Below are 12649 nucleotides of genomic sequence, written 5' to 3'. Positions count from 1 at the left end.
GCGAGTTCGTGTGAGTGCATGGTGAAGACGGGAATTTTCACACTTCCGAACGGCCCCCGGAAATCCATCCCGAACGGGTGATCACTACCGATTTCGTTACTCCGGTTCAGGTAACTCAGGTTCCGGCGCGGTGAACATCTGCTGACAACGGTTTCGTTTCCGCGCGAGAGGATGCGACGATCTCCGGGTGACGACGCCCCGTGCGGTCCGGTTCGCCTTCCAGCCGATGTACAGCCTGCACACCGGCGGCGTTGTCGCGTACGAAGCGCTCGCCCGCCCCGGCAAGGGCACGGCCCACGAGCTGCTCGCCGAAGCCCGCCGCGCCGGCCGCCTGGCCGAGGTCGACCTGGGCCTCGCCGCGGCCGCGGTGCGCCAGGAGGCCGAGCGGCCGAGCGCGCTGCCCCTGCACCTGAACATCTCCGCCCGCACGCTCGCGTCGGGCCCCGCCGCGTTCGACGAGCTGATCGCCGAGCTCGGCGCCGCCGGCCGCCGCACGCGGGACGTGGTCCTGGAGATCGGCCCGCCGTTCACGCACCTGCCCGGAGACCGGCTTCTGGGCGGTATGCGCGCTTTGTCGGAGCTGGGGTTCCGGCTGGCGCTCGACGGCCTCGGCCGCGGCGACCTGCCGCTGGCGCTGCTCGCGCAGGCACCGGTGGACTTGGTGAAGCTCGACCGCAGCGTGCTGCGCGGCCTGCCGGACGAACCGGCTTCGGTCGCCGTCGTCGAGTCGCTGCTGCACTTCACGACGCGGACCGGCATCCGGCTCGTCGCGACCGGCATCGAGACCGGTCCGCAGCTGGACGCCGCGCAGAACCTCGGCGTGCGCATCGCGCAGGGCAACCTGCTGGCGCCGCCGGCCGCGCACCGCAGCGCGCCGGCCGCCGGCGCCGTGGTGCCCGACGACCGCCGCTCGCCCGCGCCGCCCACCGCGCCCCGCGTCGGCGACTTCCTGCGGCCCGCCACCACGCTGCCGTCCGACGCGACCTGCGACGACGTGCGCGAGGTCCTCGCGGCGGCCGACGCCCCGACCGGCGTGATCGGCGTCGACGAGCACAACCGTCCACAGTGGTCGGTGGACCGCACGCGGTTCCTGGTCGCCGTGACCGGCCCGTACGGCCACGCCCTGCACGCCAAGCGCCCGGCCGAGCGGCTGGCCGACAAGCCGCACACGATCGACGCCACGGCGAGCGCGCTGGAGTTCCTCGAACTGGTCACCGACGCCGACTGGGGCCGCACCGGCGACGACGTGGTCGTGGTCGACAACGCGGGCCGGACGCTCGGCGTGGTGCTGGTGACCGAGGTGGTCCGCGGTGTGGCCGAGGCGAAGGTCGAGGAGGCGGTGACCCTGAGCCCGCTCACCCGGCTGCCGGGCAGCGAGGCCGTCGCGCGCGACGTCGAACGCCGCATCTCCACGGGCGAGCAGTTCGTGGCGGCGTGGCTCGACGTCGACTCCTTCAAGTCCGTGAACGACAACGCCGGCTTCGCCGCGGGCGACGACCTCATCCGCGCCCTCGGCGAGACCCTCACGGGCCTCTCGCGCCGCCTCCCGCGCATGCGCGTCAGCCACGTCGGCGGCGACGACTTCCTCATCGTCTGCGACGTCGACGAGATCGGCACCGTCGCCGCCGCCCTCCTCGACACGCGCTGGTCCGCGGAGGGCATGCCCGTCACCGTGTCCCTGGCCACCCTCGTCTGCGGCAGCGGCTCCATCCCCTCCTACCGCGACGCCTCCCGCCTGCTCGCCCCGCTCAAGAAACGGGCCAAAGCGGTGCCCGGCTCGAGCTGGGTCCTGAGCCGCCCGGGCTCCGACCGCGTCGAAGTCCTCCGCGGCATCGGCCGCGACGTGGCGGTCAGCCGCTCGGCCTGAACGGGCGCTCCGGCCCCGACGTGCAGCACGAACATCACGCTGCACCGCGCCCGCACGGTGGCAGGCCGCTCCGCCGCCGCCTGGCCCAGCAGCTCCCGCACCGCCGGCAGGAACGACGTCGCCCCCAGCACCACCACCGTCACCCCGACCCCGACCATCGACGCCCAGCCCAGCGACGTCACGAACGGTGCCAGCGAAGGCACCGCCACCGCCGCGAACAACAGGTACGGCACGCTGATCGCCCCGCCCAGGATCAGGTGGACCCACTTGCGATAGGTCACCCTGCTCACCACCGGCCGGAGCCCCCCGGGATCCTCCCAGCCGCCTGACTTCCCACCTTCCGCCACAGCGGGACCCTGCTCACCTCCGGCCGACGCCACGCAAAACCGCAGCCAGCGCCACGCCGAAAAACCGCAGCCGATCCACTCAACGCGCGGGAACGCCCAGCCCCTCCCCCGCCTCGATCCAAAGCCTCCACACGTTTCAGGGCAGCTTGTCAAAGTACTCTTTCCAGCCTTGACAAGCTGCCCTGAAACGTAGTCACAATCAGAAATCGGGGCGCCTTCCCGCACCCACCATCCCGATTCCGAAACCCCAGGAATCGCTCAGTAAACCCCAGCCGTAACCCGAGTTCCCACTCCCTTCACACCCCCGAACCCGTTCCGCCACAACTGCTGCACCTTCGCCGCCTCCTGCGCACTCGGCTTGGCATTGGTGCACGAAGTCCCCGGCCCGTGCCCCGACATCAGCTCCGAACAAGGCCCGTCGTAATCATCCGGCAACCCGAGATTGTGCCCCAGCTCGTGCGCCGCGATCCGCGTCGGATCAAACCCTTCCGCCACCTGAGACGTATCCAGATACACGTCTCCATTCCCGTGACCATCGGTCTGCGTATACGACCCGCCACTGTGGATCTCGTGGAACACCACCGTCGCCCCGGACGAGCGCTTCACCAGCTTCACGTCGGTCACCGCGGCGTTCCAGTTCGCCGCCCCCTGGTCGATCTGCGCCACGTAATCCGGTGCCCCACTCGACGTGTAGTACACCGTCGTGGCCGCGGCGGCCTCCGCGCCCGGCCCCACGACCAGCCCGACACCCAGCGGCGCCGCCACCGCCACCGCGATCGCCGCGATGCGCCCGAACCCGCGTGCCCTCATTCGCGTCTCCTTCACCGAATTGTCCGCTCCGGCTACCGGAAACCCGGCAACCGTGGTTCGCCCCACGACGTTAGGAGTTCACCAATCTCCGTGGCCACGTCCGAAAGTAGGTGACCCGGCACTGTCCGTCATCATGGTCCCCCGCGAGAGGGAGCGCGCTCCCGCCGCGGCCGGACCCGGCCGGCCGCGAACGCTGGTGTGCTCGACAACCAGGAAAACCCTGTTCGCCTACGTTCTCGCACTGTGGCCGCTCGTCACCGCGTCGCTGCGGGTGCTCGGCGTGCGGGTCGGGTACGTCCGGGCGCTGTGCGCGGGGGTCTTCGGCTGGGGCGTCGGCGGCCTGGTGGTGCGGACCTTCCCGCTCACGGCGCTCACCAGCGCCCGCGCGGCGGTCGGGCTGCTCGTCCCGCCGGCCGGGTGCGCACTGGCCGCGACGCTGCTGTTCCTGTTCGTCGCGGAGCCCGCCGCACCGTCGGGGCCGGGCTCGCGCTGTTCGCACAGCTGCGTTCGGCGCGCGCCCGCGTCGCGCGGGCCCGGCACTACTGGCGGATCACGCGCATCGCGATCCGCCACGGCCTCGGCGGGTACCTCACCGGGCGCCGCGAGCCCGGGTTCGGACCCGGCCGCCACGCCAAGCTCGCGCGGTCGCTGTGCCGCGCGCTGGAAGAGGGCGGCGTGACGTTCGCGCAGCTCGGCCAGCTGCTCTCCACCCGCGCCGACCTGCTGCCGCCTGCGTTCGTCGAGGAGCTCGGCCGGCTGCAGGATCGCGTGGCGCCGGCGCCCGCCGAAGCCGTGTTCGCCCTGCTGCGCGAGGAACTCGGCGCCGATCCGGCGGACGCGTTCGCCGAGTTCGACCCGGAACCCCTCGCGGCGGCGTCGATCGCGCAGGCCTACGACGCACGTCTGCACTCCGGCGCGGAGGTCGTGATCAAGGTCCAGCGGCCTGGCATGCCGCGGTCTTCCGCGCGCTCGCGACGGCCGAGGGCACCCTGGCCACGCTCGCACCCGGCTTCGACGTGGTCGCCGAATCGCGTTCGTTCGCCGGCGAGCGGATCGGCGCGCGCCTGCGGCCCGAGACCGTGCGCGACGAGGTGCCGGCGCTGCTGCCGGTGCTGCGCCGGCTCCCCCGCCGCGTCGACCGGATCGGCGCGGCCCGGGAGGAAGGCCGGCTTTCGGTCAACGTGCGGCTGTTCTCCGACGAACGCGACCGCGATCTCGTGACGGGCCTCGTGCACGAGGTGCTGCCGGCGTTCGTCGGCATCGCGACCGGCCTGATGGCCGTGCTGCTGCGCGGCAGCGCGAGCGGCCCGCGGCTGCTGCCCGACCTGAAACTCAACCAGGTCTTCGGCTACAACCTGCTCGTGATCAGTGCATTGGTGGGCCTGCGGCTGCCCTTCGTCGTCTTCCGCCGGAGCGCGCGACGGTCACGATCAAGCCGATGAACCCGAGCAGGAACAGCGCGGCACCGCCGGCCGCCAGGTAGCGGCCCTCGGGCAGCCCGGCGTCCGCAGTGGACGCTCCGGGCAGGCCGGCGTCGGTGAAGGCCGTGGTGGGCGTGAGGGTCACGGAGGAGAAGATCGTGCCCCTCGCGACGATCACACCATCCACTTTGGACAGTGGGATGGTGCCACCGCCGGGCTCGTTGACGAATCTGCGGGAATCGTCCGAGATGTCGCGTCTGTCGTTCGCGACGAAAATCGAGCCCGGCGGCACCTGCGCCGTGAACTCGTAGGCGCCGGCCGAGAGCGGCACCGCCGGATCGAGGTAGGGCTCGGTGACGGACTTGCCGTTCACCTGCAGCCGGTTGTCGGGCCCGCAGCAGACCACCCGATCACCGCCGACGGCGATCACGCGCTTGAGGAAGTGGAGGCCGCGCGGTACGTCGGGAAACGCGTCGGCCTGGAACGAAACCAGGTCGTCCCGGTGGATCTGTTGGCTCCCGGCCCAATGGAGAACCATGGGTGCGCCGGCTCCGATCGTGGCTTCCATGGTGCGTCCGCCGATGCGCACCGTGCTGTAGCCGAGCACCCTCACCACCCCGGTCACAAAGCGCCACAAACGGCGAAAACCGGCGCGTGCGAGGCGGAGCGGCCGGGGGCGCCGGGAAGTCGGTCACGCCCCTCTATCGGGCGGGCCCCGCCGACGTTACCGGCCGCTCGACCAGGTCTTCCCGCTGCAACCTGCTCGTGATCAGGGTGCTGCCACGGCCGCCTTCCGTCGTCTCGCGGCGGACCGCACGCCGGCCACGATCGCGCCGATGAACCCGAGGAGGAACACCGCCGCGCCACCTGCCGCCAGGTAACGGTCCGCGGCCAGGCCGGTGTCCTCAGTGGACGATCCCGGCAGGCCCGCATCGGTGAACGCCGTGGTGGGCCTGAGGCTCTCGGAGGCGAAGATGCTGCCCGTCGCGACGACCACACCGTTCACCTCGGACAGGGGGATGGCGCCTGCACCGGGTGCACTGACGTGGATGCGCGAGTCGTTGGAGTTGTCGCGCGTATCGCCGGCGACGAAGATCGTGCCCGGCGGCACCTGCGCGCTGAAGGGCATCGCCGCCGCGGCGGGCGACACCTTCGGGTCGAGGTAGGGCTCGGTGATCGGCTTGCCGTTGACCTCGATCCGGTGGCCGGGGTCGCAGCAGCGCACCCGATCGCCACCGACCGCGATCACGCGCTTGAGGAGCCGGCCGGGTTGCATGTCGGGCAGCGCGTCGGCCTGGAACACGACCAGGTCGCCCCGATGGATCTCCCGGCCTTCGCCCCAGCTGTAGACCACGGTGGTACCGGGCGGAATGGTGCCGGCCATCGAGCCACCCGGGACGGTCACCATGGCGTAGCCGAGCACCTTCACCACACCGATCGCGCCGGCCACGGCGCCGACGACGGCGAGCACCAGGAAGATCGCCAGCAGCGGCGAGAACCGCCGCTTGACCTGCACCGGAGCCGGCGGCGGCGGAAAGTCGGGTTCGGTCACGCTGATCTATCGCGGGCGTTGTGCGAGCGTTACCCGGTTCGCGGCGCGTACATGATCACCGCGACGCCCACGAGGCACAGCAGCGCGCCGAGCACGTCGAACCGGTCGGGCCGGTAGCCGTCGGCCACCACACCCCAGGCCAGGGAGCCGGCCACGAAAACCCCGCCGTACGCGGCGAGGATGCGGCCGAAGTGCGCGTCGGGCTGCAGCGTGGCGACGAATCCGTAGAGCCCGAGCGCCACGATCCCCCCGCCGATCCACCCCCAGCCGCGGTGCTCTCGCACGCCCTGCCAGATCAGCCACGCGCCACCGATCTCCAGCACCGCGGCGGCGGCGAACAGCAGGATCGACTTGAGGACCGTCACGAACCGACGCCGAAGTCGCCGTAGCCGATCGTCGGGCGCAGCGACGTCCACACGGGATTGACCGCGAACGCGACCGCGCCGGAGAGCGCGACCAGGCAGGTGAGCGCGCCGAGCAGGGCACCCGCCCGCGCCAGGTCACCACCGAGTTCGCGCCCGGTCAGCCCGAGCACGATCGCCAGCACACCGGCGAGCAGCGCGACGAAGAACAACGCACCGAGCACGAGCAGGAACACCTGCCCGACCAGCGCGTACGCCGGCATCACCAGGAACTTCGGCCGCACCAACAGCCACGCGATCCACGTCGACACCGCCAGCATGAAGCTCACCGCGGCGATCGCGATCGACGCGACGGCCAGGCCACGCCGGGGTCGTCTCTCGTTGTCCGGTTCGGTCATCGCCCAGTCATAGCAGCCGAGCCCGGTTTTCGTCGGACCTTCGCGCTAGCTTCACCACCATGGATTTCGACGAGGTCGCCCACGACCTGGCGACCACGCTGCGTTCCGCTGCCGGCACCGAAGAAGCAGTACTGCAGGTGCGCGCCACCGGCGGCTCGCTGGCGCTCGACGCCTGGACGCCCACCCGCGAATGGCTGCGAATCAGCGGCAGCAGCCTGCGGAGCCTCTTCGACGCACCCGCCGGCACGTATGAGCTGCGGCTGCGTCCCGACGGCAGCTACACCTTCGCCGCGGGCGGCGCGCTTTCCCCGGCGGCCGACGGCTGGCTCGTGTTCGACGAGAACTTCCGCTACCCGGGCCACCCCCGGCCCGGCCTGCTCCGCCCGGCCGCCGCCGCACCCACCGGAGCGCCGACGGACCCGGCCGTGCTCGCCGAGGTCACGCGACTGTGCGAAGAGTTCGCGGCGCACTACACGCGGATCAAGGGCCAGGCGCCGCCGTGGCCCGCCGGCCGCACGGAGGCGGAGATCGCGGCCGCCGAGGAGCGGATCGGCCTGCGGTTGCCGGAAGACCTGCGCGCGCTCTACCGCGTGGCCGACGGCGACCCCGAGCAGGTCGGCCTGCTCGGCCCGTACTCCTGCAACGCCCTCGGCCAGGTCGTCGCCGGTTACCTCGAAGGCCTGCCGGGTTCCTACGGCTGGGAGGACTCCGTGTCCGACACCGGCGTGGTGTTCGAGCCGCTGCCGTTCGGGCACGTGAAACGCTTGTCCCGCAACGACTGGTGGGTCACCTTCGGCGGCGACCGCGCGATGAACTTCCTCTTCACCGACCTCGACCCCGCGCCGGACGGCCGGGCCGGCCAGGTCGTGGAGTACGGCCGCGACATCCACGGCCCGCTGCGCTACGTCGCGCCGTCGGTCACGGCGATGCTCACCGAGGTCGTCGAGGCCCTGCGCGAAGGCCGGTACGAGGACTACGAAGACGGGGTGTTCCTCGAACCCGAGGTTTCCCTGCGCGACAGCCCCTTCCGCAGCCACACCGAGGTGATCAACGGACCGGGTGTCGAGCACGCGCACGACGTCGCCGACCGGCCCCTCGTGCAGCAGCTCTACCTCAACGACGCCGACACCGTGAACCTCGCCGCACTGCAAGGCTTTCCGGCGCTCAAAGAGGTGAGCATCAACCGCGCGGCCCGCGTCACCGGCGGCCTGGCCCACCTGCCCGCACTGGAGGCCCTGTCCGTGGAAGCGGGCGAAGTCGACCTCGACGCTTTCGCCGGGCACCGGCTGTGGCGCCTGGAGCTGAAAGTCCTCAAGCACCCGGTGGATCTGGCCTGGCTCGCCGCCCTGCCGAGCCTGGTGCACCTCGACGTCAGCGGCGTCGAGGTGACCGGCCTGAAGCGGGTCGGCGAGCTGCGGCACCTGCGCGTGCTCGGCCTCGACCGAGCCCAGCTCGACCACCTGCTCGCCGCGGGCGCGCCGCTCCCCCGGCTCGCCGCGCTGCACGTCGAACGCCGCACGTCCCTGGCCGAGGCCGTCGCCCTCTGGAGCCGGTTTTCCCCCGAGGGCGAAGCGCCCTGGTATGTCGAATCCACCGGCAACGTATAGGTCGTTATACGTCCACCGAACCAGAACAGGCCATCCCGCTGCGAGCGGAATGGCCTGTTCCCCGGACGAAAGCTCAGACGGTGAACCCGAGCGCACGCAGCTGCTCGCGGCCATCGTCGGTGATCTTCTCCGGGCCCCACGGCGGCATCCAGACCCAGTTGATCCGGAAGTCGCTCACGAGGCCGCCGGAGGTCAGCGCCGCGGAGGTCTGGTCTTCGATCACGTCGGTGAGGGGGCAGGCCGCCGACGTGAGCGTCATGTCCAGCGTGGCGGAGTTGTCCTTCTCCACGCGGATGTCGTACACCAGGCCGAGGTCGACGACGTTGATCCCGAGCTCGGGGTCCACGACGTCGCGCATCGCCTCTTCGATGTCCTCGATCTTGGCGACGTCGGCGGGCACCGACGAAGCGGCCTGCTCCGGCAGGTCCGCGGCGGTGCGCCCTTCACGGTGCTCCGGGGTCGTCGCCTCCGGGGCCACGGTCTCTTCGCTCATGCCTTCTCAGCTCCTGTGGTGGTGCGGGCCACGGCGTCCTTGAACGCCATCCAGCCGAGGAGGGCGCACTTCACGCGCGCCGGGTACTTGGCGACGCCGGCGAACGCGATGCCGTCCTCCAGCACGTCCTCGTCGGGCTCGACCTTGCCCTTGCCCTGCATCAGTTCCACGAAGGCGTCCATGGTGGTGAACGCCTCCTCGACGGTGTGGCCGGTGACGAGATCGGTCAGCACCGACGTGGAGGCCTGGCTGATCGAACAGCCCTGCCCCTCGTAGGAGACCTGCTCGACCTTGCCGTTCGCGAGCTTCACGCGCAGCGTCACCTCGTCGCCGCAGGTCGGGTTGACCTGGAACGACTCGGCGTCGTAAGGGTCGCTCAAGCCACGCCCGTGCGGGTTCTTGTAGTGGTCCAGGATGATCTCCTGGTACATGCTCTCGAGGTTCATCACGCGACCCCGAAGAACTTCTGCGCCTCGCGGATCCCGTCGACGAGGGCGTCCACTTCGGACAGTGTGTTGTAGAGGTAGAACGTGGCGCGCACGGTGGCCTGCGCCGAGCACGCCCGGTGCAGCGGCCACGCGCAGTGGTGGCCCACGCGCACGGCGATGCCCAGGCTGTCGAGCACCTGGCCGGCGTCGTGCGGGTGCACGCCGTCGATCACGAACGACACCGCGCCACCGCGGTCCGCCATGTCGGTCGGCCCGATGATGCGCACGCCGTCGATGGCGCCGATGCCGGCGAGCGCGTGCTCGGTGAGCAGGTGCTCGTGGGCCGCGATGCGCTCCATGCCGATCGCCGAGAGGTAGTCGACGGCCGCGCCGAGGCCGATGGCCTGCGACGTCATCGGCACGCCGGCCTCGAACCGCTGCGGCGGCGGGGCGAACGTCGAGCCCTCCATGCGGACCAGCTCGATCATCGACCCGCCCGTGAGGAACGGCGGCATCGCTTCGAGCAGCTCGCTGCGCCCGTAGAGCACGCCGATGCCGGACGGCGCCAGCATCTTGTGCCCGGAGAACGCCGCGAAGTCCACACCCAGTGCGCCGAAGTCCACGTTGCCCTGGCCGTACACCCCGTGGGGCACCGACTGGCACGCGTCGAGCACGGTCAGCGCGCCGACCGACTTCGCCTTGGCCACGAGCACGTCGACCGGGTTGATCGTGCCGAGCACGTTGGACTGGTGCGCGAAGGCGACCAGCTTGGTGCGCGGCGTGATCAGCTCGTCGATCTCCGACAGGTCGAGCCGGCCTTCGGGCGTCACCTTGAACCACTTCAGCGTGGCCCCGGTGCGCTGGCAGAGCTGCTGCCAGGGCACGAGGTTCGCGTGGTGCTCCATCTCGGTGATCACGATCTCGTCGCCGGGGCCCACCTTGAACCGCTCGGACTCCGGGCCGGCCGTGCTCGCGTTGCTCATCGCGTACGCCACGAGGTTGATGCCTTCGGTGGCGTTCTTGGTGAACACGAGCTCCTCCGGGGAGGCACCGACGAACTCCGCGATCCGCGCGCGGGCGGACTCGTAGGCGTCGGTGGCCTCCTCGGCGAGCTGGTGCGCACCGCGGTGCACGGCGGCGTTGGAGGTCTCGAGGAACTTGCGTTCGGCGTCGAGGACCTGGACGGGCCGTTGCGAGGTCGCGCCGGAGTCCAGGTACACCAAGGGTTTCCCGTCGCGCACGCTGCGGGACAGGATCGGGAAGTCGGCACGCAGTGCCGCCACGTCAAGGGGAACAGAGTTGGTCGGGCTGTTCGAAGCCGTGGTGGTCATCGAGCCAACTCCTCTCGGTGTAGTCGGGAACTTCGGTGGTGCGAAAACTCAGAGCGCGGCGGGCTCGGCCTTGCCCACGTACTTCACGTAGCCGTTCTCCTCCAGCTCGTCGGCGAGCTCCTTGCCACCGGACTCGACGATGCGCCCGTCGGCGAAGACGTGCACGAAGTCCGGGGTGATGTGCCGGAGGATGCGGGTGTAGTGCGTGATCAGCATGACGCCGACCTCGCTCGAAGCCTTGTACTGGTTGACACCCTCGGAAACCACGCGCAGCGCGTCGACGTCGAGCCCGGAGTCGGTCTCGTCGAGGATGGCGATCTTCGGCTTGAGCAGCGCCAGCTGCAGGATCTCGTGGCGCTTCTTCTCGCCGCCGGAGAAGCCCTCGTTCACGGAGCGCTCGGCGAACTCCTGCGAGATCTCGAGCTTGCCCATCTCCTCCTTGACCTCCTTGACCCAGTGACGCAGCTTGGGAGCCTCGCCACGGACCGCGGTGGCCGCGGTGCGGAGGAAGTTGGACATCGAGACGCCGGGCACCTCGACGGGGTACTGCATCGCCAGGAACAGGCCGGCACGGGCGCGCTCGTCCACGCTCATCTCGAGCACGTTCTCGCCGTCCAGCAGCACCTCACCGGAGGTCACCTGGTACTTCGGGTGACCGGCGATGGCGTAGGACAGGGTGGACTTGCCCGAGCCGTTGGGGCCCATGATCGCGTGGGTCTCGCCCGACCGGATGGTCAGGTTCACGCCCTTCAGGATCTCCTTCGCACCCTCCTCGGTGTTCACCGAGGCGTGCAGGTCCTTGATTTCCAGGGTAGCCATTCTCAGTTCCTAAAAGTCTGATGTGGACGGACGAGGGGGCTCAGGCGCCCACTGCTTCGAGCTCGGCCTCGATCGCGGCCTCGAGGCGCTCGCGCACCTCGGGAACGTCGATCTTGACCAGGATCTCGTGGAAGAACCCGCGCACGACCAACCGGCGCGCGGAGTCCTCCGGGATCCCGCGCGACAGGAGGTAGAACAACTGCTCGTCGTCGAACCTTCCCGTCGCGCTCGCGTGGCCGGCGCCTTCGATCTCGCCGGTCTCGATCTCCAGGTTCGGCACCGAGTCGGCCCGCGCACCCGGTGTGAGCACCAGGTTCCGGTTGAGCTCGTAGGTGTCGGTGGCCTCGGCGGCCGCCCGGATCAGCACGTCCCCGATCCACACGCTGTGCGCACCGTCACCCTGCAGCGCGCCCTTGTACATCACGCGCGACTTGCAGTTGGGCACCGCGTGGTCCACGAACAGCCGGTGCTCCTGGTGCTGGCCGGCGTCGGAGAAGTAGACGCCCAGCATCTCCACGTCGCCGCCGCGCTCGGCGAAGGCCGCCGTCGGCGAGATGCGGACCAGGTCGCCGCCCAGGGTGATCACGATGTGCTTGAGCGCCGCGTCGCGGCCGAGCTTGAGGTGCTGCTCGGACACGTGCACCGCGTCGTCGGCCCAGTCCTGGACGCTGACCACGGTGAGCTTCGCGGAGTCGCCCACGACGAACTCGACGTTGTCGGCGTAGGTGCCGGAGCCCACGTGGTCGAGCACGATCACGGCCTGCGCGAACGCCTCGACGCGGACCTGCAGGTGCCCGTAGGCGACCTTGCCCTCGCCGGGACCGTGGATGCGCAGCGTCGACGGCTTCGACGCGGCCGTCTCCTGAGGCACCGTCACGACGGTGGCCTGGGTGAAGGACGAGTAGGCCTGCGCCGCGATCCGGTCGCTGGGCACGCCGGCCTCGCCGAGGCGGGTGTCGTCGCGGCCGACGGTCTCGATCTTCAGCTCGGGCGCGGCGTCGGCGTCCAGCGTGATCTCGCCGGACGCGACGGCCGTGCCGTCGTGCAGGCCACGGAGACGCTTCATCGGTGTGAAGCGCCAGTTCTCCTCACGGCCGCCCGGGACCTCGAAGGCCTCGACGTCGTAGGAGGTGAACCGCTCCGCGCGGGAAGCCGCGGGAACGACCGCGCCTTCCCGCAGCGACTCGGCGACGTTGTTCTCGGTAACCGACATG

General features: G+C 70.6%; 15 protein-coding genes. 4 read left to right on the top strand and 11 right to left on the bottom strand.

The window, feature by feature from the left end; all coding sequences use genetic code 11:
* The first annotated feature begins 187 nt into the window (after positions 1-187).
* Positions 188-1867, top strand: coding sequence for a GGDEF domain-containing protein (locus AB0K15_RS10005; RefSeq protein WP_364047757.1), 1680 nt, complete (start codon positions 188-190; stop codon positions 1865-1867).
* A 605-nt stretch (positions 1868-2472) separates the two neighbouring features.
* Here AB0K15_RS10005 and AB0K15_RS10000 read toward each other — a convergent pair.
* The gene (locus AB0K15_RS10000; RefSeq protein WP_364047755.1) at positions 2473-3024 is read right to left on the bottom strand and encodes a snapalysin family zinc-dependent metalloprotease; all 552 of its coding nucleotides are present in this window, start codon (positions 3022-3024) and stop codon (positions 2473-2475) included.
* A gap of 228 nt (positions 3025-3252) precedes the next feature.
* Positions 3253-3933 carry a hypothetical protein gene (locus AB0K15_RS09995; RefSeq protein WP_364048016.1) on the bottom strand — a complete coding sequence of 227 codons (681 nt, stop codon included), beginning with the start codon at positions 3931-3933 and terminating at the stop codon, positions 3253-3255.
* Between AB0K15_RS09995 and AB0K15_RS09990 the strand changes: the two genes are divergently transcribed.
* Both AB0K15_RS09990 and AB0K15_RS09985 read left to right on the top strand, forming a co-directional pair.
* Complete coding sequence (locus AB0K15_RS09990; protein ID WP_364047999.1) at positions 3817-4245, top strand: AarF/UbiB family protein; 429 nt, start codon at positions 3817-3819, stop codon at positions 4243-4245. The two genes, AB0K15_RS09995 and AB0K15_RS09990, sit on opposite strands and share 117 nt — an antisense overlap.
* Positions 4206-4466 (top strand): hypothetical protein, encoded by a 261-nt coding sequence (locus AB0K15_RS09985; RefSeq protein WP_364047753.1) that lies wholly within the window; start codon positions 4206-4208, stop codon positions 4464-4466. Before AB0K15_RS09990 ends, AB0K15_RS09985 begins: the two co-directional genes overlap by 40 nt.
* Here AB0K15_RS09985 and lepB (AB0K15_RS09980) read toward each other — a convergent pair.
* The 4 genes from lepB (AB0K15_RS09980) to AB0K15_RS09965 form a co-directional block, all read right to left on the bottom strand.
* Positions 4390-5058, bottom strand: coding sequence for a signal peptidase I (gene lepB, locus AB0K15_RS09980; protein ID WP_364047997.1), 669 nt, complete (start codon positions 5056-5058; stop codon positions 4390-4392). The two genes, AB0K15_RS09985 and lepB (AB0K15_RS09980), sit on opposite strands and share 77 nt — an antisense overlap.
* Before the next feature lie 156 nt (positions 5059-5214).
* Positions 5215-5997, bottom strand: coding sequence for a signal peptidase I (gene lepB, locus AB0K15_RS09975; protein WP_364047751.1), 783 nt, complete (start codon positions 5995-5997; stop codon positions 5215-5217).
* Positions 5998-6026: 29 nt separating this feature from the next.
* Positions 6027-6362 carry a YnfA family protein gene (locus tag AB0K15_RS09970; protein ID WP_364047749.1) on the bottom strand — a complete coding sequence of 112 codons (336 nt, stop codon included), beginning with the start codon at positions 6360-6362 and terminating at the stop codon, positions 6027-6029.
* Positions 6359-6757 carry a hypothetical protein gene (locus tag AB0K15_RS09965; protein ID WP_364047747.1) on the bottom strand — a complete coding sequence of 133 codons (399 nt, stop codon included), beginning with the start codon at positions 6755-6757 and terminating at the stop codon, positions 6359-6361. Before AB0K15_RS09965 ends, AB0K15_RS09970 begins: the two co-directional genes overlap by 4 nt.
* A 59-nt stretch (positions 6758-6816) precedes the next feature.
* Here AB0K15_RS09965 and AB0K15_RS09960 point away from each other — a divergent pair, with 59 nt between their 5' ends.
* Positions 6817-8364: an SMI1/KNR4 family protein gene (locus AB0K15_RS09960; protein WP_364047745.1), complete on the top strand. Its 1548-nt coding sequence runs from the start codon at positions 6817-6819 to the stop codon at positions 8362-8364.
* Positions 8365-8437: 73 nt separating this feature from the next.
* Here the strand turns inward: AB0K15_RS09960 and AB0K15_RS09955 are convergent, their stop codons facing one another.
* From AB0K15_RS09955 to sufD, 5 genes are read right to left on the bottom strand one after another with little or no spacing between them, the layout of a single operon-like run.
* Positions 8438-8857, bottom strand: a complete 420-nt coding sequence (locus AB0K15_RS09955; RefSeq protein ID WP_285968790.1) for a metal-sulfur cluster assembly factor — start codon at positions 8855-8857, stop codon at positions 8438-8440.
* Positions 8854-9303, bottom strand: coding sequence for a Fe-S cluster assembly sulfur transfer protein SufU (gene sufU / locus AB0K15_RS09950; RefSeq protein WP_364047743.1), 450 nt, complete (start codon positions 9301-9303; stop codon positions 8854-8856). The genes AB0K15_RS09955 and sufU overlap by 4 nt, the downstream gene beginning before the upstream one ends.
* On the bottom strand, positions 9303-10616 hold the full coding sequence (locus AB0K15_RS09945) for a cysteine desulfurase (RefSeq protein WP_364047741.1): 1314 nt from the start codon (positions 10614-10616) through the stop codon (positions 9303-9305). Before AB0K15_RS09945 ends, sufU begins: the two co-directional genes overlap by 1 nt.
* A 48-nt stretch (positions 10617-10664) precedes the next feature.
* Positions 10665-11435, bottom strand: a complete 771-nt coding sequence (gene sufC, locus AB0K15_RS09940) for a Fe-S cluster assembly ATPase SufC (RefSeq protein ID WP_354882361.1) — start codon at positions 11433-11435, stop codon at positions 10665-10667.
* 40 nt (positions 11436-11475) lie between these two features.
* Positions 11476-12648, bottom strand: a complete 1173-nt coding sequence (gene sufD / locus AB0K15_RS09935; protein WP_364047739.1) for a Fe-S cluster assembly protein SufD — start codon at positions 12646-12648, stop codon at positions 11476-11478.
* Position 12649 lies beyond the last annotated feature (1 nt).

Origin of the sequence: Amycolatopsis sp. NPDC049253 (assembly GCF_040678995.1) — a bacterium.
In the GTDB taxonomy this organism is placed as follows: domain Bacteria; phylum Actinomycetota; class Actinomycetes; order Mycobacteriales; family Pseudonocardiaceae; genus Amycolatopsis.
The sequence above is the reverse complement of the archived record's forward strand: the minus strand, read 5'-3'. Positions and strand labels throughout refer to the sequence as shown.